The following is a 22,549-nucleotide window of genomic DNA, read 5'->3' as shown; positions in this document are numbered from 1 at the left end:
GAAGATTCCCATGCCCCGTACCGCGGCTCCCCTTCTGACGTCCCCCGTCCCCCGTGTCGCCGACAGCGACCGACGCCGCACGAGCGCGAGCGTCGTCCTGCGGTCCGTGCTGGAGCACGGGCCGGTCGCGCGCAGCACCATCGCCCGGCTGACCGGTCTGTCCCCGGCGTCCGTGACCGACTACTGCGCCCGGTTCGCCGAGTTGGGCCTCATCCGTGAGTCCGCCGTGCTGCGGCGGTCCAAGGGCGTGGGGCGGCCGCATCTGCCGGTCGACCTGGACGGCTCGCGGTTCGTGGTGGGCGGCGTGCATGTGGCGGTGCCGTACACCACGGTCGCGCTGCTGGACCTGCGCGGGCGGGTGGTGGCCCGCAGCGAGGTGAAGCACGAACGGGCCGAGCCCGCGCGGGTGCTGGCCCGGGCGGCCGACGGGCTGGCGGCGCTGCTCGCCGCGGCTCCCGGCAGCAGCGCGCTGGGGGTCGGGTTCGCGACGGGCGGCTGGGTGGACCGGGACTCGGGCACCGTCGTGGAGCATCCGCTGCTGGGCTGGCGGGAGGTACCGGTACGGCAGGTGCTCGGGGCGCGCACCGGGCTGCCCGTCCATGTGGACGGACACGCGCGGGCGCTGGTGAACGCGGAGCGGCTGTTCGGGCGGGCGCGGGGCAGCCGCAGTGTGCTGCACCTGTTCGCCGGGCATGTGGTCGACGCGGCGTTCGCCACCCAGGACGAGGTGCACCACGGGCCGCGCTCCCAGGCCGGGGCGATCGCCCATCTGCCGGTGCCGGGCGGCACGGAGCCCTGCGCGTGCGGCCGGGTGGGTTGCCTCCAGGCCGAGCTGAGCGAGCGGACCCTGTGCCGGCGGGCCCGTGAGGCGGGGGTCGTCGACGGGGTGAACCCGATGCACGTGGTCGGTGCCGCGGCGGCCGGTGACCCGGTGGCCGTGCGGCTGCTGCGGGAGCGGTCGCGGCGGGTCGGGCGTGCGGTGGGGCTGCTGCTCGATGTGCTCAATCCCGAGCGGGTGGTCGTGACGGAGATCGGGGCCATGCACCGGGAGGACTGTCTGGTTGCGCTGCGCGACGAGGTCGGAGCGGATCGCGCCGCGACCGTCTCACCGATCAGTTTCCCGGATTCCGTGCTGGCCGTGGCGGGGGGTTCGGTGGCTCTCGACGTCCTCTACCGGGACCCGCTGGCCGCGTCACCTGAGGCTATTTAATTCAGAAACTCGGAATGTTGACAGGAACGGCCGCTGACCAGGAACATCCTGTTCATGAGCCCGCTCACGAGCTGTCGCACCCTCTGTTGCTGACCCGTTGACGCGCCCCCGGCGCCCCTTCACGGAGCGCCTTCTTCTTCCTTTGTGACATTCGCGTGAATTCCCTTGGCAGGCCTCTTCCTGCCCGGAATTCCGCTTGCTGTGCCGTCTTCCATACCCAGGGAGCCTTCCATGCCCTCGCCCCCCGTTTCCGGTCTCGACCGGCGCCTGTTCCTGACCTCACTGCTCGGCGTGACGGCCGCGGCGGCCGGACTGAGCGGCTGCGCGGACAGCAGTGCCGCGGCCGGCGAGACGGCCTCCGACGCTCCCCTGGCCTCCCAGGTTCCCGCGGGGACGAGCCTGAAGATCTCCTCGTACCAGAACGCGCAGCAACTCCAGTTCAAGCTCGCCGGGTTCCGCGATCTGCCGTTCAAGGTGGCCGACTGGCTGAACATCGGCGCGGGCCCCGATGTCATCAACGCGTTCCGCGCGAAGTCGCTGGACGTCGCCAACAACGCGGGAATTCCGCCGATCCAGGCGCACTACCAGGGATTCGACGCGAAGATCGTCGCGATCAACATCACCCGTAAGCCCAATTACCTGTTCGCCACCAAGCCAGGCAGCGACATCCGTACCGTCGCCGACTTCGAGGGCAGGCGGCTCGCCTTCTCCCAGGGCCAGGCGCAGGGCGTCGTTCTGCTGCGGGCCCTCGAGAAGGCCGGGCTGACGTACGACGACGTGGAGCTGGTGCCGCTGACCAGCAACCAGTTCCTCACCGCCCTGCAGTCCGGGCAGGTGGACATCGCCCCGCTCGGCAACACGCAGGCGCCCGCGTATCTGGCGCAGTACAAGTCGGCCCGCACCATCACCACGGACGTGGTCGACCTGCTGAACCTGCTGTGGGCGCCGGTCTCGGTGCTGAACGACTCCGCGAAGGCCGCCGCGGTCGCCGCGTACGTCCCGTACTGGGCGAAGAGCCAGGTGTGGACGTACGAGCACCCCGACGAGTGGAACGAGCAGTTCTACGTCGGGACGCAGAACCTGACTCTGGCCCAGGCGAAGGCGGTCACCGCGTTGGCCAACAAGCCGCTGTTCCCGCCCCGCTGGGACGAGGCCATCACATGGGAGCAGGAGACCGCGGATCTGCTCGCGGAGGGCGGCTTCGTGAAGAGGTTCGACGTCTCCGAGCTCTTCGACCACCGATTCGAGTCCCTCGCGGCGAAGGCCGTGCCCGCGGAGTACCGGAGGTGACCGCCGTGACCACGACCACACACACGACGACGCACACGAGTACCACCGCGCCCGTCGCCGCCCCTGCCGAGGAGGCGACGCGCCAGGTGCGCAGGCGCCGGCGGCTGGCTCCCGGCAAGCGGCTGCCCGCCACCCGGCTCGTCGGACCCGCCGTCGTCCTCGCGTTGTGGAGCGTCGCCTCGGCCGCCGGGCTGCTCGACCCGGGCGCGATCCCGGCCCCCTGGGCGGTACTGGAGACGGGCGGCCGGCTGTGGACGGCGGGCACACTGCCGGACGACATCCTGACCTCGTTGCAGCGCGCGGCCACCGGCTTCGCGATCGGTCTGACCGCGGGCATCCTGCTCGCGCTGGTGTCCGGGCTGACCCGCACCGGCGAGGCGCAGATCGACGGGACGGTCAACCTCAACCGGGCCATCCCCACCCTGGGTCTGATCCCGCTGTTCATCCTCTGGCTGGGCATCGGCGAGACCTTCAAGACCGCCGTCATCGCGATCGTCGTCTACATCCCGATCTACCTCAACGCACACGCCGCGCTGTCCGGCATCGACAGCCGCTTCGTCGAACTCGCCGAGGTGCAGGGCCTGTCGAAGCTCCAGTTCATCCGGCAGGTCGTCATCCCCGGCGCCCTGCCCGGCTTCTTCGTCGGGCTGCGGCTCGGCGTGACCGGTTCCTGGCTGGGCCTGGTGGTGCTGGAGCAGATCAACGCCACCAGCGGCCTCGGCTACATGATGTTCCAGGCGCAGAACTACGGCCAGACGGACGTCATCCTCGTCGGCCTGGTCGTCTACGGCATCTTCGGCCTCATCTCCGACAGCGCGGTCCGCATCGTCGAACGGAGGGTGCTGTCATGGCGCCGCACACTGAGCAGCTGACCCGTCCCGCCGTCCGACTGCGCGGCCTGACCCGGTCGTTCGAGGGCCGCACGGTCCTCGACGGCATCGACCTCGATCTGCCCGCCGGGCAGCTCACGGCTCTGCTCGGGCACAGCGGCTCCGGCAAGAGCACGCTGCTGCGGGCGATCGCCGGACTCGACCACGGCGTCACGGGCTCCGGGCAGCTGACCGCGCCCGAGCGGGTGTCGGTCGTCTTCCAGGACTCCCGGCTGCTGCCCTGGCGGCGGGTGCTCGCCAACGTCCTGCTCGGCCTGGACGGCAAGGACGCCGAGCGGCGCGGCCGGGAGGCCTTGGAGGAAGTCGGGCTGAAGGGCCGCGAGCGGGCCTGGCCGGGCGAGCTGTCCGGCGGGGAGGCCCAGCGGGCAGCCCTGGCCCGGTCGCTGGTCCGCGAGCCGGAACTGCTGCTGGCCGACGAGCCGTTCGGGGCGCTGGACGCGCTCACCCGGATCCGGATGCACGGCCTGCTCCGGGAGCTGTGGGAGCGTCACCGGCCGTCGGTTCTGCTGGTCACCCACGACGTGGACGAGGCGATCGTGCTCGCCGACCGGGTGCTCGTCCTCGACCAGGGCCGGATCGGCCTCGACCTCACCATCGACCGCGCGCACCCGCGGTCGTACCGCGACCCCCTGCTCGGCGAGTACCGGGAGCGGCTGCTGGCCGCGCTCGGTGTCACGGAGGACCACCGATGACCCGCAGACAGCTGCACCTCAACGCGTTCCTGATGAACACCGGCCACCACGAGGCGTCCTGGCGGCTGCCCGAGAGCGACCCGTACGCGCACGTGGACCTGGCGCACTACGTACGGCTCGCCCGGATCGCCGAGCGCGGTACCTTCGACTCGCTGTTCCTCGCCGACGGCCCGCAGCTGTGGAGCAGTGCGGGCCAGCGGCCCGCCGGGGCGCTGGAGCCGATCACGCTGCTGACCGCGCTGGCGACGGCGACCGAGCACATCGGCCTGATCGCCACGGCCTCCACCTCGTACAACTCGCCCTACAACCTGGCCCGCAAGTTCGCCACGCTGGACCATCTCAGCGCCGGCCGGGCGGGCTGGAACATCGTCACCACCGCCGGTGCCGAGGCCGCCCGCAACTTCGGTCTGGACGCCGAGCCGGCGCACGCCGAGCGGTACGCGCGGGCCGCCGAGTTCCTCGACGTGGCGCTGAAGCTGTGGGACAGCTGGGAGGACGACGCGATCGTCGCCGACAAGGCGGCGGGCGTGTGGGGCGACGACGCGAAGATCCACCCGCCCCGGCATCGGGGGCGCTTCTTCAGCGTCGAGGGGGCGCTCAACGTCCCCCGCACACCGCAGGGTTACCCGCTGCTCGTGCAGGCCGGCTCCTCCGAGGACGGCAAACGGTTCGCCGCCCGGTACGCGGAGGCCGTGTTCACCGCCCAGCAGACCGTCGAGGACGCACGGGCCTTCTACGCCGACCTCAAGGCCCGGGCCGTCGCGGCCGGCCGCGACGCCGACCACATCAAGGTGCTGCCGGGCATCGTCCCGGTGATCGGCTCCACGGAGGCCGAGGCGCGGGCGAACGAGCGGGTCCTGGAGGACCACATCGTGCACGCGCACGGAGTGGACCGCCTGGAGCGGCTGCTGCACCTGGACCCCGGCACCCTGGACCTCGACGGCCCGCTGCCGGCCGACCTGCCGCCGGAGAGCGCCATCGAGGGCGCCAAGAGCCGCTACACACTCGTCGTGGAGCTGGCCCGGCGCGAGCGGCTCACCGTGCGGCAGCTGATCGGGCGGCTCGGCGGCGGGCGCGGGCACCTCACCTTCGCCGGGACGCCCGATCAGGTCGCCGACACGATCGGGCTCTGGTTCGAGTCGGGCGCGGCGGACGGCTTCAACATCATGCCCGCGGTGCTGCCCTCGGGCCTGGAGACCTTCGTCGACCACGTCGTCCCGATCCTGCGCACCCGCGGGCTGCTCCGCACGGAGTACGGCGACCACCACCGGACCCTGCGGGAGCGGTACGGCCTTCCGCGCCCCGCCAACCAGCACGTCATCGCCCCCGCTCTCGTCTGATCCGGAAGGAACCCATCATGGCCATCGAGATCCACAAGGTCACCGCGCACATCGGCGCCCGTGTCGAGGGCATCGACCTCACCCGGCCCCTCGACCAGGAGACCTTCACCGCCCTGCGTGAGGCGCTCAACGCCCACAAGGCCCTCGTCTTCGACGCGGAGGGCCTCGACGACGCGGGCCAGCAGGCCTTCGCCCGCCACTTCGGCGACATCACCACCGCCCATCCGACGGTGTCCGCCGTCGACGGCGCCCCGAACGTCCTGCCCGTCGACAGCGAAGGAGGCCGGGCCGCCAACAACTGGCACACCGACGTCACCTTCGTCCTCAACCCGCCGCAGGCCAGCACTCTGCGCAGCATCACCATCCCGCCGTACGGCGGCGAGACGCTGATCGCCAGCTCGGCCGCCGCCTACCGGAACCTGCCCGACCCCCTGCGGCAGCTCGCCGACACCCTCTGGGCCGAGCACACCAACGACTACGACTACGCCGTCCCGGAGGAGGACGTCGACGAGGCGCAGGCCGCCCGGCGCGCCCAGTTCACCTCGATCAAGTACCGCACGGTCCACCCGGTGGTCCGCGTCCACCCGCTGACCGGCGAGCGCGGGCTGTTCATCGGCGGCTTCGCGCAGCGGATCGTGGGCCTGTCGCCGGGCGAGTCCCGCAAGATCCTCGACCTGCTCCAGGCGTACGTCACCCGGCCCGAGAACGTCCTGCGCCACCGCTGGTCGCCGAACCAGCTGGTCCTCTTCGACAACCGCATCACCCAGCACTACGCCGTCGACAACTACGACGGCCTGCCCCGGCGCCTGCACCGGGTGACGGTCGCCGGGGACATCCCCGTCGGCGTCGAGGGCAAGGAGAGCTACGTCATCGAGGGCGACGCCTCGCACTACACGCCGGTCGCCGCCTAGCCACACAGAGCGACGCGACTGTCCGAATGGTGGGATGCCTCTCCGTGCCGGCGGAGAGGCATCCGAGACTGGCGGCGTTTTTGCTCTCGTACGCCTCTCACGCATAGGACGAGCCGCGCCCATGCCCAGCAGCACCACCACGGGGACGCCGCCCAGCACGGACGGCGCCTCCCTCTCCCACGGCCTGAAGCAGCGCCACCTGTCGATGATCGCCCTCGGCGGGGTGATCGGAGCCGGTCTGTTCGTCGGCTCCGGTGCCGGTATCGCCGCGGCCGGTCCGTCGATCGTGGTCGCCTACGCCCTCTCCGGTGTCCTCGTGATGCTGGTGATGCGGATGCTCGGCGAGATGTCGGCCGCGTACCCCTCCTCGGGCTCGTTCTCGGCGCACGCCGAGCGGGCCATCGGCCCCTGGGCCGGGTTCACCGCCGGCTGGTCCTTCTGGGTGCTGCTCTGCACGGCCGTGGGCCTGGAGGGCATCGGCGCAGCGAAGATCGTCAGCGGCTGGCTGCCGGGCACGCCGGAGTGGGCGTGGGTGGCGCTGTTCATGGTCGTCTTCTGCGGTACGAACCTCGCGGCCGTGAAGAACTTCGGCGAGTTCGAGTTCTGGTTCGCGGCGCTGAAGGTCGGTGCGATCACCCTGTTCCTGGTGCTCGGTGTCCTGGCGATCTGCGGGATCCTGCCCGGCACGGACTCCCCGGGCGCGAGCCACCTCACCGACTTCCTGCCGAACGGCGGCGAGGGCCTGGTCATCGGTTTGCTCGCGTCGGTCTTCGCCTACGGCGGCCTGGAGACGGTCACCATCGCGGCGGCCGAGTCGGAGAACCCCGTCAAGGGCGTCGCGAGCGCGGTCCGCACCGCGATGTGGCGCATCGCCCTGTTCTACATCGGCTCGATGGCGGTCATCGTCACCCTGGTGCCGTGGGACTCCAAGGAGGTCGTCGAGAAGGGCCCGTACGTCGCCGCCCTCGACGCGCTCGGCATCCCGGGCGCCGGCCAGCTGATGAACGTGGTCGTGCTGGTCGCCCTGCTGTCGGCGATGAACGCCAACATCTACGGTGCCTCCCGCATCGCCTACTCGCTGGTGGAGCGCGGCCAGGGTCCGAAGGGGCTGGGCCGGGTCTCGGGCGGGGTGCCGCGGATCGCCGTGCTGGCGTCCTCCGTCTTCGGGTTCCTGTGCGTGCTGCTGAGCTACTGGCGGCCGAACGACGTCTTCCCGTGGCTGCTGAACATGATCGGCGCGGTGATCCTGGCCGTCTGGATCTTCATCGCGGTCTCGCAGCTGCGTCTGCGCCGCCGCCTGGAGCGGGAGGCCCCCGAGAAGCTGGCCGTACGCATGTGGGCGTACCCGTGGCTGACCTGGGTCGCCCTGGCCGGCATGGCCGCGGTCTTCGTCCTGATGGCCCGCGAGCCGGACACGCGGGTGCAGCTGTACTCGACGGGCGGGATGATCGTGGTGCTGGCCGGCATCGGGTACGGATGGCAGAGGGCGCGGGCCAAGCAGTAGGGAACGTGCCGCCGAAGGCCCCCGCGAGACACGCGGGGGCCTTTTGCGTGCCTCGGCCACCCGTCGAGGCCTCTTGCTGCTAGCGTGCAGTTGCAATGTTGTTGCAATAAGAGTCCGGAGGGGATCCCGCCTTGCCCGTCTACACGTTGCCTGAACTGCCCTACGACTACTCCGCACTCGCCCCCGTGATCAGCCCCGAGATCATCGAGCTGCACCACGACAAGCACCACGCGGCCTATGTGAAAGGCGCCAACGACACGCTGGAGCAGCTTGCCGAGGCGCGGGACAAGGAGACGTGGGGGTCGATCAACGGGCTGGAGAAGAACCTGGCCTTCCATCTCTCCGGGCACATCCTGCACAGCATCTACTGGCAGAACATGACCGGCCCGAAGGACGGCGGTGGCGAGCCGCTGGCGCAGGACGGTGTGGGTGAGCTCGCGGACGCGATCACGGAGTCCTTCGGTTCCTTCACGCACTTCAAGGCGCAGCTGACCAAAGCCTCCGCGACCACGCAGGGTTCGGGCTGGGGCGTGCTCGCCCACGAGCCGCTGAGCGGGCGGCTGATCGTGGAGCAGGTCTACGACCACCAGGGCAACGTCGGCCAGGGCGCCACCCCGATCCTCGTGTTCGACGCCTGGGAGCACGCCTTCTACCTCCAGTACCGCAACCAGAAGGTCGACTTCATCGAGGCGATGTGGCAGGTCGTCAACTGGCAGGACGTCGCCCGGCGTTACGAGGCGGCCAAGTCGCGGGCGGACGTGCTGCTGCTCGCTCCGTGACGACGGCCCCGTGAAGCGTCCTGCCTCGTGATCGTCTTCTCACCCTTCACGAACGGCAGGCGGAAAGAAGGAAGCCCCCGCGAGGACCTGACTCGCGGGGGCTTTCCCGTGCCCGGCGGTGTCAGGGCTTGCGGCCCAGGCCGCCGTGCTGGCCGATCGGCTCGGCCGGCGCACCCGTCTCGGGGTGCCACAACGGCACCGAGACCACACCCGGCTCCACCAGCTCCAGGCCCTCGAAGAACGCCTCGATCTGCTCGACCGGCCGCAGGAAGTACGGCACCGCGCCGGTCTCGTTGTAGGCGTCCTGGGCCTGCTCGTAGGCCGGATCCGTGCCGCGGGAGCCCTCGTTGAGGGAGAGGTGGCTGCCCGGGGGCAGACCGGCCAGCAGGCGGCGGACCAGGTCGCGGGCCTGCTCGTAGTCGGCCACGTGGCCCAGGATGCCGCTGAGGATCAGCGCCGTGGGGCGGGTGAGGTCGAGGGTCTTGCCGGCCGCCGCGAGGATCTCCTCGGGCTCGTGGAGGTTGATGGGCTCGTACGCCGTCGCACCCTGTGCGGTGGAGGTGAGCAGGGCCCGGGCGTGGGCGAGGACCAGCGGGTCGTTGTCGACGTAGACGATCCGCGACTCCGGGGCGAGGCGCTGGGCGACCTCGTGGGTGTTGTCGACGGTCGGCAGGCCGGTGCCGACGTCGAGGAACTGCCGTACGCCGGCCTCCTGGACGAGGTACCGGATGCTGCGGCCGAGGAAGGCGCGGCTGCTGCGGGCGATGGTGACGATGCCGGGGAAGACGGCGGTGTACGCGTCACCGGCCGCCTCGTCCACCGGGTAGTTGTCCTTGCCGCCCAGCCAGTAGTTCCAGATCCGGGCCGAATGCGGCACCGACGTGTCGATCTGCGTCATGTGCTCATAGTGCTACGGCACATCGGCCTCGCACGGCACATTGAGTGAGAGGAGTGCGGCGGAACCGTCGGGGTTCATGCGCAGTTCGCTGATGGCCGCGTTCCGCAACCGGGGGAGCACTCTGCGGTACTCGCCGACCGGGATCGACAGCAGGGTGCACAGCACCAGCCGCAGCAGGGTGTTGTGGGCGACGACCAGGACGCGTTCGCCCGGGTGGGCGGCGGCGATGTCGCGCAGGGCGCGCACCCCGCGGGCCGCCGCGGCCAGCGGGTCCTCGGCGCCGGGGAAGGAGTGCTCCACCGGGTCGGACCGGTAGGCCGCGGCCCACTCCGGGTCCTCAACCTCGAACTCGGCGAGCGTGCGCCCCTCGAGTACGCCGAAGTCGCATTCCCGCAGGTGGGGTTCGCTCTGGGAGGTGAGGCCGAGGGCCCGGCAGGCGGGCTCGGCGGTGGCGACGGCGCGGGACAGCGGGGACGTCCAGATCGCGTCGACGGGATGGGCGGCGGCCCACCGGCCGAGGGCCTCGGCCTGGGTGCGGCCGGTGTCGGTGAGATCGATGTCGCTGATGCCGGCGTAACGGTTCTCGGCGTGCCAGACGGTCTGTCCGTGACGGACCAGCAGGAGGGTCGTACTCATGAGGCGGAAGTATCCCCGCTCAGACGGCTGTGTGCGTGCGCGGCGACCGGGCCGGGCAGCCAGCCGCGGTCCCGCAGGGCGTCGACCAGACGCGCGTACGGCTCGGCGAAGGCCGCCGTGCGGCCGGGGCGGGGTTCGACGACGGTCCGGACGCGCACCATGCGGGCGGCGACGTCCGCGAGCGCACCGGCCCCCGACGCCCCGTACGCGGCCAGCGCCGCCATGCCCAGGGCCGGTTCGGTCTGCTCGGGGACGCGGGCCGGGCGGCCCAGGATGTCGGCGCGCAGCTGGTTCCAGTACGGGCTGCGGGCACCGCCCCCGGTGAAGGTGAGCGGCCCTTCGAGGGGCGCGCCGAGGTGGTGCAGGTAGTCCAGGCACAGGCGTTCGGCGAAGCCCACGCCCTGCAGGAGCGCGGCCCACAGGTCGGCGTCGTCCGCGGGGTCGCCCAGGACGAACGGGGTCGCATCCGGCGCCCGGAACGGGAACCGCTCCCCCGGCGAGACAAGGGGGTAGGCGACCGCGCCGGACGGCTCGAACGCCCTGGCCCGTTCGTCCATCACCGCGGGATCGGCGTCCGGGACGTGCGCGGCGAGCGCCCCTGCCCCGACGCTCGACGCCCCGCCGGGCAGCCACGTACCGTCGGGGGCACGGTGGTTGTAGACGACGCCGGTGGGGTCGCGGACGGGGTCGCGGGCGGCGCCCTTCAGTACGAGCGTGGTACCGAGCACGGAGTTCCAGGAGCCGGGCCGCAGCGCGCCCGACGCGATCTGGGCCGCGCAGCCGTCGGTCATCCCGGCGAGCACCGGAGTGCCTGGGGGGATGCCGGTGGCGTCGGCGGCGGCCGGGCAGACCTCACCGAGGCGCGTCCCCGGGCGGACGACGGTCGGGAACAGGCCGTCGGGCACGCCCAGTCCGGCCAGGGCGGCCTCCGGCCAGCGGTCCCCTTCGAGGTCGTAGCCCGTCTTCAGGGCATGGCTGGAATCGGCCGGGGGCGGCTCACCCGTGAGCCGGGAGACGATCAGGTCGGGCTGGTGCGTCAGGCGCAGCGAGGTGCCGCCGTACTCCCCCACCAGCCACAGCGCCTTCGGCAGCGCCCAGGTGTCCTGGACCGCCAGCCCCGCCTCCCGGGCCCGGGCGGCCTGCGCCTTCGCCCGCCCGTCGTCGTACATCAGCGCGGGGCTCACCGGGCGGCCCGAGCCGTCCGTCAGCAGCACGGTGCCCGATGTGCCGCACACCGCGAGTCCGCCGACCGGCAGGCCCGGGGGCGCGGAGCCGAGGGCCGCCCGGGACGCCGTGCACAGCGCCGCCCACCAGCGCGGGGGACTCTGCTCGTGCCGCACCCCGTCCCGCCGCCCGGTCAGCGGGGCCGAGCCGCTGCCGAGGACGGTGCCGTCGGCGGTGACGAGCAGCACGCGGACGCTCTGCGTGCCCAGGTCGATCCCCAGCCAGCCCGCACCCTCGTCCACCATCCGGAACCTCCCACGCCGTCGCAGCCGGATCTGTGAACTTCTCACTGTGCCCCGATATTTTCCCGTGCGCGAGGGATTGACGCCCAACTTCAGCCGTTCCACCCTCTGTTAACGAGTCGACTCGACGTGTTAACCAGGCTCCCCGCGGAGGTACGGATGAACACGCACGTGCACGACCGGCGGCGCTTCCTCGCCCTCGCCGCCGGGGCGGCCGCCGCCCCGCTGCTCACGGCCTGCGGCGCCGGTTTCGGCGGGAACGACGACAAGAGCGACGGTTCCGCGGCGGACGACGTCACCGGTTCCTTCGACTGGAAGCGGGAGAAGGGCACCACCGTCAAGGCGCTGCTCAACAAGCACCCGTACACGGACGCGCTCATCGCCGACCTGAAGTCCTTCACCGCGCAGACCGGCATCGAGGTCGAGTACGACGTCTTCCCCGAGGACAACTACTTCGACAAGCTCACCGTGGACCTCTCCAGCGGGCGTGCCTCCTACGACGTCTTCATGCTCGGCGCGTACATGGTGTGGCAGTACGGTCCGCCGGGCTGGCTGGAGGACCTCGGGCCCTGGATGCGCAACTCCTCGGCCACGGGCGCGGAATGGGACCAGGCCGACTTCTTCCCGAACCTGCTCCAGGCCGACCAGTGGTCCCTGAAGGCGGGCGCGCCGCTGGGCCAGGGCGGGCAGTACGCCCTGCCGTGGGGCTGGGAGACGAACGTCGTCGCCTACAACACCGAGGTGTTCCGCAAACTCGGCCTGAAGCCCGCCGAGTCCTTCGACGAGCTGACCGAACTCGCCGGGACCATCAAGCGCAAGGCGCCGGGGGCGGGCTTCGACGGCATGTACGGGATCGCCGTGCGCGGGTCCAGGAGCTGGGCCACCATCCACCCGGGCTTCATGACGATGTACGCCCGCAACGGGCTGAAGGACTTCACGGTCGACGGCGGGAAGCTCACCCCCGCCATGAACAGCCCCGAGGCCGTGGCCTTCACCGAGGACTGGGCCCGCATGGTCAAGCGGGGCGGGCCGCCGTCCTGGACGTCGTACACCTGGTACCAGTGCTCCAGCGACCTGGGCGCGAAGAAGGCCGGGATGCTGTTCGACGCCGACACGGCCGCCTACTTCCAGGCCGTGAAGGGCGCGAGCCCCGCCTCCGGGAAGATCGCCTTCCACCCGGGGCCGAAGGGCCCGGACGGGTCGCTCGCCACCAACATGTGGATCTGGTCGCTCGGCATGAACGCCAAGAGCAAGAAGAAGAGCGCCGCTTGGCTGTTCCTGCAGTGGGCCACCGGCAAGGAGCACCTGCGCAAGAGCGCCGTCACGCACAACCACATCGACCCGGTGCGCAAGTCGGTCGCCGAGGACGCCGCGTACAAGGACAAGATGCGGCATCTGCCGGGCTTCCTGGAGACCTTCGAGACGGTCGTCGACCAGACGAAGATCCAGTTCACCCCGCAGGCCCAGTTCTTCGACGCGACGACCAGCTGGGCGGCGGCCCTCCAGGAGATCTACGGCGGCAAGGGCGCCGAGTCGGTCCTGGACGGGCTGGCGGACGACCTCGCCGGCAAGGTGGGCTAGCCGATGGGGTGGCGGCTCACCCTGCGCCCGTACGTCCTGATCGTCCCCGCACTACTGCTGACCTGCGGGATCCTGTACCCCTTCGGGCTCGGGCTGTACTACACGCTGTTCGACTTCTCGGCGAGCAAACCGCAGCCGGACATGGTGGGGTTCGAGAACTACAGAGCCGTCTTCACGCAGGAGGCGTTCTGGAACTCGGCGTGGGTGACGGTGCTGTACGCGGTCGGGGCGGCCCTCGTCGAGACCGTGCTCGGCGTGGCCGTCGCCCTGCTGCTGCACCGCTCGACCCTGATCGGCCGGATCCTGGAGAAGATCCTGATCCTGCCGCTGATGATCGCCCCGGTGATCGCGGCGATCATCTGGAAGCTGATGCTCCAGCCGTCGGTCGGGGTGGTCAACTACCTGCTGAGGCCCTTCGGTCTGGGCGGGGTGCAGTGGACCGACACCCCGACGGGTGCCCTTCTGTCGTCGATCGCCGTGGACGTGTGGGTGTACACGCCGTTCGTGGCGATCCTCGCCCTGGCCGGTCTGCGGTCGCTGCCCACCTCCCCGTTCGAGGCGGCGGCCGTGGACGGCGCGGGGTGGTGGTACACCTTCCGGCGGCTGACACTGCCGATGCTGTGGCCGTATGTGCTGGTCGCGGTGATCTTCCGGTTCATGGACTCCCTGAAGGTGTTCGACATCATCTACGCCCTGACGGAGGGCGGTCCGGGTGACTCGACGGTGGTGCTCCAGATCCGGGCGTATCTCGAAGCCATCCGCTTCCAGCGGTACTCCTTCGGGATCAGCTACACGATCGTGCTGTGGGCGGTGGTGTACCTGGCCGCGATGGTGCTGGTGAAGCATCTGGGGAAGATCCAGCGAAAGGCCGCGGAGGTGACCACATGAGGAAACGCCTGGTGGGGTGGCTGTGCGACGCCGCTCTCGTCCTCTACTTCGTCTTCGCGCTGTTCCCGATCGCCTGGATGGTGATCCTCTCCCTGAAGCCGGCGGACCAGCTCTTCTCCACCTACTTCTCCTTCTCCCCCACGCTCGACGGCTACCGGACGGTCCTCGGCGACAGCGAGGGCATCCCGTTCGTGCGGTTCTTCGTCAACAGCCTGGTGGTGTCGGTGGGGGCGGTGGTGCTGTCGCTGGTGGTCGGGCTGCCGGCGGCGTACGCCTCGGCGCGGTGGCGGTTCAAAGGCTCGGAGAACCTGATGTTCACGCTGCTGTCGTTCCGCTTTGCACCCGAACTGACCGTCATCATCCCGCTGTTCGTGCTCTACCAGAAGCTCGGTCTTTTCGACACGTACGTCGGCATGGTGTGGGTGCTGCAACTCGTCACCCTCCCGCTGATCGTGTGGATCATGCGGTCCTACTTCGCCGATCTCACGCCCGAGCTGGAGCAGGCCGCCCTGCTCGACGGCTACACCCGCAAGCAGGCGTTCTTCAAGGTCGCCCTGCCGCTGGTCAAGCCCGGCATCGCGGCCGTGTCCCTGCTGGCGTTCATCTTCGCCTGGAACAACTTCGTCTTCCCGCTGATCCTCACCTCCAACGAGGCCCAGACCGTGACCGTGGGCGCGCTGTCCTTCCTCGGCGGGGACCGGCCCAAGTACAACCTGACGGCCGCCGCCGCGCTGGTGTCCGTCGTACCTCCGCTGCTGCTGGCGCTGACGATCCAGCGGTACCTGGTGCGCGGCCTGTCGTTCGGGGCGGTGAAGTCATGATCCGGCTGAGCGGGATACGCAAGGCGTACGGGAGGACCGTCGCGCTCGACGAGCTCGAACTGGAGGTGCGGGAGGGCGAGTTCTTCTGCCTGCTCGGGCCGTCCGGCGCGGGCAAGACCACCACCCTGAAGACCGTCGCCGGGCTCGAACCGCCCGACACCGGCACCGTCGTGCTCGACGGCAAGGACATGCGGGGTGTCGAACCCTACGACCGGGGCGTGGCCATGTGCTTCGAGAGCTACGCCCTCTACCCGCACCGCTCGGCCTACGACAACCTGGCCTCGCCGCTGCGTTCTCCCCGGCACCGGCTGCCCGCCGCCGAGGCCCGGCAGCGGATCGGCGCGATCGCCGAACTGCTCGGGATCTCAGGGCTCTTGGACCGGCCGGTGGGTCAGCTGTCCAACGGGCAGCGGCAGCGCGTCGCCCTCGGCCGGGTGCTGGTCCGCCCGGCCCGGGCCTTCCTGCTCGACGAGCCGCTCTCCCACCTCGACGCCAAACTCCGCCAGCAGATGCGGGCCGAGCTGAAGGCGATCGGGGCCGTGCAGCGCACCACCACCCTCTACGTCACCCACGACTCGGTCGAGGCGCTGGCGCTCGGCGACCGGATCGGGGTCATCCGGGAGGGCCGGATCGTGCAGACGGGCACCCGGGAGGAGATCTGGTACCGGCCCTACGACACGGAGGTCGCGCGGGCCTTCGGGCGGCCCCGGATCAACCTCCTGCCGGGGGTGGTGACGGAGTCCGGGGTGCGCTCGGACGGCGGTGTGGAACTGCCGGTCCGGGCACAGGCCGAGCCGGGCACGGACGTCCTCGTCGGTCTGCGCCCCAGGGACCTCGCCCTGCACGGCGAGGGCCACGAGCTGACGGGGACCGTGTACGTCACCGAGGTCCTCGGCCGGTCCGTCGAGGTCACCGTCCGGCTCGGGACCGGGCGGCAGCGGGTGTCGCTGGTGGTGCCCCGGGCGGACGCGGCGCGCCTTCGCCCGGACGATCCGGTACGGCTCGTGGTCCGGCCTGAGAACCTGCTGCTGTTCGAGGCCGACCGGCCGGAGCGACCGGGACGACGGATAGAGAAACAGCCATGAGCAGCAACAGCAGTGGTGGACAGCAGGGGCCGGCGGCGCGGCAGGCCGCCATGGCCGAGCTTGTGCTGGCCGACGGTTCGGCGACGGCGGCGGAGCTCGCCGAGCGGTTCGGGGTGAGCCTGATGACCATCCACCGGGACCTCGACGAGCTCGAACGGCAGGGCATCGTACGGAAGTTCCGGGGCGGGGTGACCGCACAGCCGTCGGGGGTCTTCGAGTCGAACGTCCAGTACCGGCTGAAGACCATGCGGGCGGAGAAGGCCGCCGTCGCCGAGCACGCGCTGCGGATGGTGGAGCCCGGCATGGCGATCCTGCTGGACGACTCCACGTCCACGCTGGAGATAGCCAGGCGGCTGCGCACGGCCGAGGTCACACCCCTGACGGTCGTCACCAACTTCCTGGAGGCGATCAACCTCCTCTCCGACCAGCGGGGCATCCACCTGATGGCGCTCGGCGGCGACTACGACCCGCTGCACTCCTCGTTCCTCGGGGTGTCGTGCGTGGAGGCCGTCGAGCAGCTCCGGGTGGATGTGTGCTTCGCGTCGACGTCGGCCGTACACGGGGGTTACGCCTACCACCAGGAGCAGCACATCGTGTCCGTGAAGCGGGCGATGCTCGACGCGGCGGCACGGAACGTCCTGCTGATCGACCACACCAAGCTCGGCCGGGTCGCCCTGCACCGGGTGGTCCCGCTGTCCCGCTTCGACACGCTCCTCGTGGACGACGGGGCGTCGCCGGAGGCACTGCGGGATCTGGACGAGCACAAGGTCCGTTACGAGGTTTGCGCGACGTCCACGAGTGAGCCGTAGGGGCGCGCCGGTGTCGAGGGTGCGAGCGCGCGGAGGCCCGAAGGGTCGAGCACGGTCGCGGCCTCGGCACCGGCTGAAAGCGCCCTGGAGGCGAACGAGCCATGAGAAGGGGACGGCCATGACGGGACTGGAGCTACGTGAGCTGCGGAAGACCTACCGGTCGCGCGGGCGGCCGCCCGTGGACGCCGTCCGCGGGATCGACCTGAACCTGCGGTCCGGGGAGCTGCTGGGACTGCTCGGACCGTCCGGCTGCGGCAAGTCGACCACGCTGCGCATGATCGCCGGGCTGGAGTCCGTCACGGGCGGGGACATCCTGGTCGGCGGGGCGTCGGTCGTCGAACGGCCCGCTCAGCAGCGCAACATCGGGGTGGCGTTCGAGAACTACGCGCTCTATCCGCCGCTGTCGGTCGCGGAGAACCTGGCGTTCGGGCTGAAGGCCCGGAGGAGGGCGGCCCGAGGCGATGTCGACCGCAAGGTGAAGGAGATCGCCGAGCGGGTCGGCCTGACCGGCCTCCTGCACGCCCGCCCGGCGGGCCTGTCCAGCGGCCAGAAGCAGCGGGTCTCCCTGGCCCGGGCGCTGATCCGGGAACCCGACGTGCTGCTCCTCGACGAGCCCCTCTCCCACCTTGACGCGGCCCAGCGCGACACCACCCGGCGTGAGCTCAAGCGCATCCAGAAGGACCTGGGCCACACCACGATCCTGGTCACCCACGACCAGGAGGAGGCCCTCTCCCTCGCCGACCGGATCGCCGTGATGAAGGACGGCGTCATCCAGCAGCTCGGCACCCCCTACGAGATCTACGACAGTCCGGCCAACGTCTTCGTCGCGGACTTCGTCGGCGAGCCCGCGATCACCCTGCTGCCCGGCATCTCCGGCGGCGACGGCCACGCCCGTCTCTCCGACACGGTGCGCGTCGCGCTGCCCGTACCGGTGGACCGGGGTCGTGAGGTGGTGGTCGGGATCCGTCCCGAGGACGTCCGGCTCACCGCCGAAGGCGGCCTTCCCGCCCGGGTCGTCGCCCATGAACCGCTCCTGGAGTCGGGCCTGGCGACCCTCGCCCTGGACGGGGTCGAACGGCATCTGGTCGTCCTCACCGAGCCCGAGGTGCGGCTCGCCCACGACGAGCGGGTCCGGGTCGCCGCCGACCCCGAGCACACCCGTGTCTTCGACGCCGAGACAGGAGAATCCCTGCGATGACCTCTGGAAACAGTGTGCGGGTGGTGGCCGCCGGCGACCACTTCGTCCTGCCCTCGCTGATCACGCGGGCGGTGCGGCGCGAGGTGGAGCGGGCGGACGTCGAGGAACTGGAACTGGGCTGGCCGCTGGAGCCGTTCGGGCCGGTCGCCGAGGTGCAGGAGGCCAGTGACGCCGAGGACGCGATGATCGAGGCGCTGGCCGGGGCGCAGGTCCTGGTCACACAGATGGGCCCGGTGACGGAGAGGGTCCTCGCCGCCTGCCCGGATCTGAAGCTGGTCGTGGTCTGCCGGGGCGGGCCGGTCAACGTCAACCTGGACGCGGCGAAGAACCGTGACGTGCGGGTGTGCTTCGCGCCGGGCCGCAACGCCGCCGCCACCGCCGAGTTCACCGTCGGCCTGATGCTGTCGGCCCTGCGCCGCATCCCCCAGGCCCACGCCCCGCTCGCCGGGCGGGGCAGCTGGGAGGGGGCGACGTACTACACGTACGAGCAGAGCGGACTGGAGCTGGAGGACCTGCCCGTCGGGCTGGTCGGCTATGGGGCCGTCGGCAGCCGGGTCGCGCGCGTGCTGTGCGCGTTCGGGGCGCGGGTGATGGTCTACGACCCGTATGTGCACGGCGAGATCCACGGCCTGCGCGTGACCTCGCTCGACGATCTCCTGCGCCGCTCCCGGGTGATCACCCTGCACGCCCGGCTCACTCCCGAGACGCGGGGGCTGATCGGCGCCCGGGAGCTGGGGCTGCTGCCGTCCGGCGCGGTGGTGGTGAACGTGGCCCGCGGCCCGCTGCTGGACGAGGGCGCGCTGTGCGACGCGCTGGAGAGCGGCCGGGTGTCGGCGGCGGCGCTCGACACGTACGAGCGGGAGCCGCTGCCGGCCCGGTCCCGGCTGCTGGCGCTGGCCGACCGTGTGGTCCTCACCCCCCACTTGGGCGGGGCGTCGCGCGCCGTCGCGGAGAAGGCCGCCCGGATCGCCGCCGAAGAGGTGGGCCGCTGGGTGCGCGGGGAGCCGCTCGCGCACTGTCTGACCTGAGGACGGGAGGAGAGCCGCATGTACGTCGGTATCGATGTGGGCACGTCCATGGTCAAGGCGGCGGCGTTCGACGCCGTGGGCCGTGAACTGGCCGTGGCCTCCCGCCCGGTGGACCTCTCCCTGCGCGGCGGGGTCGTCGAGCAGGACATGGAGGAGGTGTACGGGGCGGTCGTCGCCGTGCTCGGGGAGGTCACCGGACGGGTACCGGAGCCGGTCGAGCTGGCCGGGCTCACGGGGCAGGGCGACGGGGTGTGGCTGGTCGACGGCGAGGGCCGTCCGGTGCGCCCCGCCGCCTCCTGGATGGACGGGCGGGCGCACGACCTGGTCGACCGGTGGCTGGCGGACGGCACGTTCGAGACGGTGTTCCGGCGGACGGGCAGCGCGATGTTCCCGGGCTGCCCGGGCCCGCTGCTGGCGTGGCTGGACCGTCACGAACCGAAGGCGCTGGACGCCGCGAAGGCCGCCCTGTACTGCAAGGACATGGTGTTCCAGCGGCTGACGGGAGCCGGTCCGGCGACGGATGTGTCGGACGCTTCGATGCCGTTTCTGGACCCGCGGACCCGGGCGTACGACGACACGGTCGTCGAGCTGCTGGGGCTGGCGCACCGCCGGGGTCTGCTCGCCCCGGTCAGCGACCCGGTCGCGACCGCCGAGACCCGGGGCGAGGGCCTGCCGCCCGGTACCCGCATCGCGAACGGGCCGTACGATCTGCCGGCCTGCGCGCTGGGCGCCGGGGTGACGTCCCCGGGGGACGGTCTGCTGATCGTCGGCACGTGTCTGGCCAGCCTGGTCGCCACCACCGAGCTCGATCCGACCGGGGAACCGGCGGGCCTGTACATCTCCACCGACCGGCCCGGGCACTGGCTGCGCGCCATGCCCGCCATGGTCGGCACGGCGGCGCTGGACTGGGTGCTGTCGACGACCGGGGTGCGGCACGAGGAGGTGGACGGTCTGCTGGCCGGGACGCCGCCGGGCGCCCACGGTGTGCGGGTGCTGCCGTACTTCGCGCCCTCCGGCGAACGGGCCCCCTTCGTCGAACCGCGCCTGCGCGCCGAACTGACCGGCGTGTCCCTGGAGTCGACCAGGGGCGATCTGGTCCGTGCCACCTGCGAGGGCATCGGGTACGCGGCCCGGCACTGCCTGGAGGCGGCGGGCCTCACCGGGAACCTGGCCGTCTGCGGCGGCGGCACCCGCAGTTCCGCCTGGATGCGGCTGCTGGCCGATGTGCTCGGGCGGCCGCTGCGGATCGTCGAGGGCGAGGTGGGCGCGCGGGGGGCGGTCCTGGCGGCGGCCGGGCGGTACGGGGTGACGCTGGACGCGGAGGCGTGGACGGCGCCGACGGCGGTCGTCGAACCGGACCCGGACCGGGCGGCGTTCCACACCAGGGGTTACGAGGAGCACCTGGACCGGCTGGCCCAGGCCAGGAGCCGGGCACGTCGGTGAACCTGCCTTAGACAAAGGGGAGTTGCATGCAGCTCGGACGGAGATCCCTCCTGCTCGCGGCGGCCGCGGGAACCGCTACGGCCGCCACGGCCGCCACGGCGGCGGCCGAACCCCGCACGGGTGGCGGCCCGGTCGTCATCGGCCACCGCGGCGCGGCCGGCTGGCGCCCGGAGCACACGGCGCCCTCGTACACGCACGCCGTGCAGACGGGCGCCGACTGGATCGAACCGGATCTGGTGCCGACGAAGGACCACGTGCTGGTGGTCCGGCACGAGAACGAGATCTCCCAGACGACCGACGTGTCCCGCCACCCGGAGTTCGCGGACCGCCGTACGACGAAGACGGTCGACGGCCGGCCGGTGACGGGCTGGTTCACGGAGGACTTCACGCTGGCCGAACTGAAGACGCTGCGGGCGGTGGAGCGGCTGCCCGCGGTCCGCAACCGCAACACCGTCTTCGACGGGCGCGCGGAGGTCATGACCTTCCAGGAGGTCGTGGACCTGGCGCGGCGGCTGTCGCGGGAGCACGGCCGGACGATCGCGGTCTTCCCGGAGACCAAGCACCCCACGTACTTCCGTTCCCTCGGCCTGCCGTTGGAGCCGAAGCTGGCGGCCGCGATCCGCCGGAACCGGCTCGGGCGGCGCGAGTGCGTGGTGCAGTCGTTCGAGCCGACGAGCCTGCGGCGGATCGCGGCGGAGCGGCTGGGCGTGCCGCTGTGGCAGGCGCTGGGGACGACGGGCGGGCCCTACGACCTGGTCGCGGCCGGTGATCCGACGACGTACCGGGACATGATGAGCCCGGCGGGACTCGCGCGGATCGCCGCGTACGCGGACTGGATCGGGCCGGACAAGTCCTCCGTCGCCGGCACGTCGCTCGTCGCGGACGCGCACGCGGCGGGGCTGCGGATCGGGCCGTACACCTTCCGCGCGGAGAACCAGTTCCTGCCGGAGCGGTTCCGGCGCGGGAGCGGAGCGAACGATTTCGGGGACGCGTTCGCCGAATACGCGCTGTACTACCGCATGGGGGTCGATGCGGTCGTAACCGACTTCCCGGACCTGGCGGTGATGGCGAGGAGGAGCGGATGACGGTGAGCCGGGCGTGCCGGACCTGCGGCACCATGCAGGAGTTCCGGATGTTCAACGCCGCCGAGCGGGCGGTGGTCCGGGCGGAGAGGGGGGACGGTCACTTCGTGGACGACTACTGGCGCTGCACCGCTGCCGGCTGCCGGTGGTACCAGCGCTACCTCAACCGCGGCGAGGACGGCCTGCTCCCGGAGGAACTGAGGATCCAGGCCGCCCCGGCCAAGTGAGTCCTACAGGTTGGAGAAGTCCGGGCCCTTGGTGCGGGTGCGCTTGATCTCGTAGAAGCCGGGGACCGAGGCCACGGCGAGGGTGCCGTCCCAGAGGCGGCCGGCCTCCTCGCCCTGCGGGGCCGGGGTGACGACGGGGCCGAAGAAGGCGATCTGCTCGCCGTCGGGGCCGGGCACGGCGATGACCGGGGTGCCGACGTCCTGGCCGACCTTGTCGATGCCCTCCTTGTGGGAGGCGCGCAGCTCGGGCTCGTACCGGGTGCCGTCCCAGTGCTCGAGGAGGGACTCGGGCAGGCCGACGTCCTTCAGGGCGGCGGCGACCGTCTCCTTGCCGGGGCCCTCGGCCTGGTTGTGGATGCGGGTGCCGAGCGCGGTGTAGAAGTCGCCGAGGACCTCGGGGCCGTGCTCCTGCTGCGCGGCTATGACGACCCGGACGGGGCCCCACGCCTTGGTCTCCAGCAGTTCGCGGTACTCCTCGGGCAGTTCGTCCAGCTTGTCCTCGTTGAGCACGGCGAGGCTCATGACATGCCACCGGACCTCGATGTCCCTGACCTTCTCCACCTCCAGCACCCAGCGGGAGGTCATCCAGGCCCAGGGGCACAGCGGGTCGAACCAGAAGTCGACGGGGGTCTTGTCCGACATGTCTCTCCTCAAGAGGAAACCGTTTCTCCGGCAACGCCGGTACGCGTTCCCGTCATTCCCGGCTGCCCCGTGTCAGGTGCGCGTGGCAGGATCGGTCCTGTTCAGCCGTACCCCACGACATCCGAGGAG

The 22,549-nt window shown here is 71.4% G+C and carries 22 protein-coding genes; 18 read left to right on the top strand and 4 right to left on the bottom strand.

Features of this window, described 5'->3' with window-relative positions:
• Positions 1 to 10: 10 nt before the first annotated feature.
• From IO24_RS0101245 to IO24_RS0101210, 8 genes are all read left to right on the top strand, one after another.
• Positions 11 to 1,210, top strand: coding sequence for an ROK family protein (locus tag IO24_RS0101245; RefSeq protein ID WP_031130824.1), 1,200 nt, complete (start codon positions 11 to 13; stop codon positions 1,208 to 1,210).
• A 231-nt stretch (positions 1,211 to 1,441) separates the two neighbouring features.
• Entirely contained in the window at positions 1,442 to 2,500 is a 1,059-nt protein-coding gene (locus IO24_RS0101240; protein ID WP_031130822.1) for an ABC transporter substrate-binding protein, read from the top strand.
• The gene (locus IO24_RS0101235) at positions 2,497 to 3,372 is read left to right on the top strand and encodes an ABC transporter permease (protein WP_031130820.1); all 876 of its coding nucleotides are present in this window, start codon (positions 2,497 to 2,499) and stop codon (positions 3,370 to 3,372) included. The genes IO24_RS0101240 and IO24_RS0101235 overlap by 4 nt, the downstream gene beginning before the upstream one ends.
• Entirely contained in the window at positions 3,348 to 4,082 is a 735-nt protein-coding gene (locus IO24_RS0101230) for an ABC transporter ATP-binding protein (protein WP_031130818.1), read from the top strand. Before IO24_RS0101235 ends, IO24_RS0101230 begins: the two co-directional genes overlap by 25 nt.
• Entirely contained in the window at positions 4,079 to 5,422 is a 1,344-nt protein-coding gene (locus IO24_RS0101225; RefSeq protein WP_031130816.1) for an LLM class flavin-dependent oxidoreductase, read from the top strand. The genes IO24_RS0101230 and IO24_RS0101225 overlap by 4 nt, the downstream gene beginning before the upstream one ends.
• Positions 5,423 to 5,439: 17 nt before the next feature.
• On the top strand, positions 5,440 to 6,333 hold the full coding sequence (locus IO24_RS0101220; RefSeq protein WP_031130813.1) for a TauD/TfdA dioxygenase family protein: 894 nt from the start codon (positions 5,440 to 5,442) through the stop codon (positions 6,331 to 6,333).
• 121 nt (positions 6,334 to 6,454) lie between these two features.
• A complete protein-coding gene (locus IO24_RS0101215) occupies positions 6,455 to 7,837 on the top strand; it encodes an amino acid permease (RefSeq protein WP_031130811.1) in 1,383 nt (460 codons plus the stop codon).
• 131 nt (positions 7,838 to 7,968) lie between these two features.
• A complete protein-coding gene (locus tag IO24_RS0101210; protein ID WP_031130810.1) occupies positions 7,969 to 8,616 on the top strand; it encodes a superoxide dismutase in 648 nt (215 codons plus the stop codon).
• Between the two features lie 121 nt (positions 8,617 to 8,737).
• Here the strand turns inward: IO24_RS0101210 and IO24_RS0101205 are convergent, their stop codons facing one another.
• From IO24_RS0101205 to IO24_RS0101195, 3 genes are read right to left on the bottom strand one after another with little or no spacing between them, the layout of a single operon-like run.
• Complete coding sequence (locus IO24_RS0101205; RefSeq protein WP_031130809.1) at positions 8,738 to 9,514, bottom strand: SAM-dependent methyltransferase; 777 nt, start codon at positions 9,512 to 9,514, stop codon at positions 8,738 to 8,740.
• Between the two features lie 12 nt (positions 9,515 to 9,526).
• Positions 9,527 to 10,150, bottom strand: coding sequence for a histidine phosphatase family protein (locus IO24_RS0101200; protein WP_031130807.1), 624 nt, complete (start codon positions 10,148 to 10,150; stop codon positions 9,527 to 9,529).
• A complete protein-coding gene (locus IO24_RS0101195) occupies positions 10,147 to 11,619 on the bottom strand; it encodes an FGGY-family carbohydrate kinase (RefSeq protein ID WP_031130805.1) in 1,473 nt (490 codons plus the stop codon). The genes IO24_RS0101200 and IO24_RS0101195 overlap by 4 nt, the downstream gene beginning before the upstream one ends.
• Before the next feature lie 156 nt (positions 11,620 to 11,775).
• Between IO24_RS0101195 and IO24_RS0101190 the strand changes: the two genes are divergently transcribed.
• From IO24_RS0101190 to IO24_RS0101145, 10 genes are all read left to right on the top strand, one after another.
• The gene (locus IO24_RS0101190; RefSeq protein ID WP_031130802.1) at positions 11,776 to 13,197 is read left to right on the top strand and encodes an ABC transporter substrate-binding protein; all 1,422 of its coding nucleotides are present in this window, start codon (positions 11,776 to 11,778) and stop codon (positions 13,195 to 13,197) included.
• A 3-nt stretch (positions 13,198 to 13,200) separates the two neighbouring features.
• On the top strand, positions 13,201 to 14,085 hold the full coding sequence (locus tag IO24_RS0101185) for a carbohydrate ABC transporter permease (protein WP_031130800.1): 885 nt from the start codon (positions 13,201 to 13,203) through the stop codon (positions 14,083 to 14,085).
• The gene (locus IO24_RS0101180; RefSeq protein WP_031130798.1) at positions 14,082 to 14,906 is read left to right on the top strand and encodes a carbohydrate ABC transporter permease; all 825 of its coding nucleotides are present in this window, start codon (positions 14,082 to 14,084) and stop codon (positions 14,904 to 14,906) included. The genes IO24_RS0101185 and IO24_RS0101180 overlap by 4 nt, the downstream gene beginning before the upstream one ends.
• Positions 14,903 to 15,991, top strand: a complete 1,089-nt coding sequence (locus IO24_RS0101175; protein ID WP_031130795.1) for an ABC transporter ATP-binding protein — start codon at positions 14,903 to 14,905, stop codon at positions 15,989 to 15,991. The genes IO24_RS0101180 and IO24_RS0101175 overlap by 4 nt, the downstream gene beginning before the upstream one ends.
• Positions 15,988 to 16,800, top strand: a complete 813-nt coding sequence (locus IO24_RS0101170) for a DeoR/GlpR family DNA-binding transcription regulator (protein WP_031130793.1) — start codon at positions 15,988 to 15,990, stop codon at positions 16,798 to 16,800. Before IO24_RS0101175 ends, IO24_RS0101170 begins: the two co-directional genes overlap by 4 nt.
• A 118-nt stretch (positions 16,801 to 16,918) precedes the next feature.
• Positions 16,919 to 17,998 (top strand): ABC transporter ATP-binding protein, encoded by a 1,080-nt coding sequence (locus IO24_RS0101165; protein ID WP_031130790.1) that lies wholly within the window; start codon positions 16,919 to 16,921, stop codon positions 17,996 to 17,998.
• The gene (locus IO24_RS0101160; RefSeq protein WP_031130788.1) at positions 17,995 to 19,026 is read left to right on the top strand and encodes a 2-hydroxyacid dehydrogenase; all 1,032 of its coding nucleotides are present in this window, start codon (positions 17,995 to 17,997) and stop codon (positions 19,024 to 19,026) included. The genes IO24_RS0101165 and IO24_RS0101160 overlap by 4 nt, the downstream gene beginning before the upstream one ends.
• Positions 19,027 to 19,044: 18 nt before the next feature.
• A complete protein-coding gene (locus IO24_RS0101155; RefSeq protein WP_031130786.1) occupies positions 19,045 to 20,469 on the top strand; it encodes an FGGY-family carbohydrate kinase in 1,425 nt (474 codons plus the stop codon).
• A gap of 26 nt (positions 20,470 to 20,495) precedes the next feature.
• Positions 20,496 to 21,554 carry a glycerophosphodiester phosphodiesterase family protein gene (locus IO24_RS0101150; RefSeq protein WP_031130784.1) on the top strand — a complete coding sequence of 353 codons (1,059 nt, stop codon included), beginning with the start codon at positions 20,496 to 20,498 and terminating at the stop codon, positions 21,552 to 21,554.
• Positions 21,551 to 21,778, top strand: coding sequence for a hypothetical protein (locus IO24_RS0101145; RefSeq protein ID WP_031130782.1), 228 nt, complete (start codon positions 21,551 to 21,553; stop codon positions 21,776 to 21,778). Before IO24_RS0101150 ends, IO24_RS0101145 begins: the two co-directional genes overlap by 4 nt.
• 3 nt (positions 21,779 to 21,781) lie before the next feature.
• Here the strand turns inward: IO24_RS0101145 and IO24_RS0101140 are convergent, their stop codons facing one another.
• Positions 21,782 to 22,420 (bottom strand): mycothiol-dependent nitroreductase Rv2466c family protein, encoded by a 639-nt coding sequence (locus IO24_RS0101140; protein WP_031130780.1) that lies wholly within the window; start codon positions 22,418 to 22,420, stop codon positions 21,782 to 21,784.
• Positions 22,421 to 22,549: the final 129 nt, after the last annotated feature.

This window comes from Streptomyces flavovariabilis, from assembly GCF_000725785.1.
GTDB classification, from domain to species: domain Bacteria; phylum Actinomycetota; class Actinomycetes; order Streptomycetales; family Streptomycetaceae; genus Streptomyces; species Streptomyces hawaiiensis.
This window is presented reverse-complemented; position numbering and strand designations above follow the sequence as displayed.

Coding starts and splice junctions, on each gene's coding strand:
- IO24_RS0101245 (WP_031130824.1), top strand. CDS start 11: ATGCCCCGTACCGCGGCTCCCCTTCTGACGTCCCCCGTCCCCCGTGTC.
- IO24_RS0101240 (WP_031130822.1), top strand. CDS start 1,442: ATGCCCTCGCCCCCCGTTTCCGGTCTCGACCGGCGCCTGTTCCTGACC.
- IO24_RS0101230 (WP_031130818.1), top strand. CDS start 3,348: ATGGCGCCGCACACTGAGCAGCTGACCCGTCCCGCCGTCCGACTGCGC.
- IO24_RS0101225 (WP_031130816.1), top strand. CDS start 4,079: ATGACCCGCAGACAGCTGCACCTCAACGCGTTCCTGATGAACACCGGC.
- IO24_RS0101220 (WP_031130813.1), top strand. CDS start 5,440: ATGGCCATCGAGATCCACAAGGTCACCGCGCACATCGGCGCCCGTGTC.
- IO24_RS0101215 (WP_031130811.1), top strand. CDS start 6,455: ATGCCCAGCAGCACCACCACGGGGACGCCGCCCAGCACGGACGGCGCC.
- IO24_RS0101205 (WP_031130809.1), bottom strand. CDS start 9,514: ATGACGCAGATCGACACGTCGGTGCCGCATTCGGCCCGGATCTGGAAC.
- IO24_RS0101200 (WP_031130807.1), bottom strand. CDS start 10,150: ATGAGTACGACCCTCCTGCTGGTCCGTCACGGACAGACCGTCTGGCAC.
- IO24_RS0101195 (WP_031130805.1), bottom strand. CDS start 11,619: ATGGTGGACGAGGGTGCGGGCTGGCTGGGGATCGACCTGGGCACGCAG.
- IO24_RS0101190 (WP_031130802.1), top strand. CDS start 11,776: ATGAACACGCACGTGCACGACCGGCGGCGCTTCCTCGCCCTCGCCGCC.
- IO24_RS0101185 (WP_031130800.1), top strand. CDS start 13,201: ATGGGGTGGCGGCTCACCCTGCGCCCGTACGTCCTGATCGTCCCCGCA.
- IO24_RS0101180 (WP_031130798.1), top strand. CDS start 14,082: ATGAGGAAACGCCTGGTGGGGTGGCTGTGCGACGCCGCTCTCGTCCTC.
- IO24_RS0101175 (WP_031130795.1), top strand. CDS start 14,903: ATGATCCGGCTGAGCGGGATACGCAAGGCGTACGGGAGGACCGTCGCG.
- IO24_RS0101170 (WP_031130793.1), top strand. CDS start 15,988: ATGAGCAGCAACAGCAGTGGTGGACAGCAGGGGCCGGCGGCGCGGCAG.
- IO24_RS0101165 (WP_031130790.1), top strand. CDS start 16,919: ATGACGGGACTGGAGCTACGTGAGCTGCGGAAGACCTACCGGTCGCGC.
- IO24_RS0101160 (WP_031130788.1), top strand. CDS start 17,995: ATGACCTCTGGAAACAGTGTGCGGGTGGTGGCCGCCGGCGACCACTTC.
- IO24_RS0101155 (WP_031130786.1), top strand. CDS start 19,045: ATGTACGTCGGTATCGATGTGGGCACGTCCATGGTCAAGGCGGCGGCG.
- IO24_RS0101150 (WP_031130784.1), top strand. CDS start 20,496: ATGCAGCTCGGACGGAGATCCCTCCTGCTCGCGGCGGCCGCGGGAACC.
- IO24_RS0101145 (WP_031130782.1), top strand. CDS start 21,551: ATGACGGTGAGCCGGGCGTGCCGGACCTGCGGCACCATGCAGGAGTTC.
- IO24_RS0101140 (WP_031130780.1), bottom strand. CDS start 22,420: ATGTCGGACAAGACCCCCGTCGACTTCTGGTTCGACCCGCTGTGCCCC.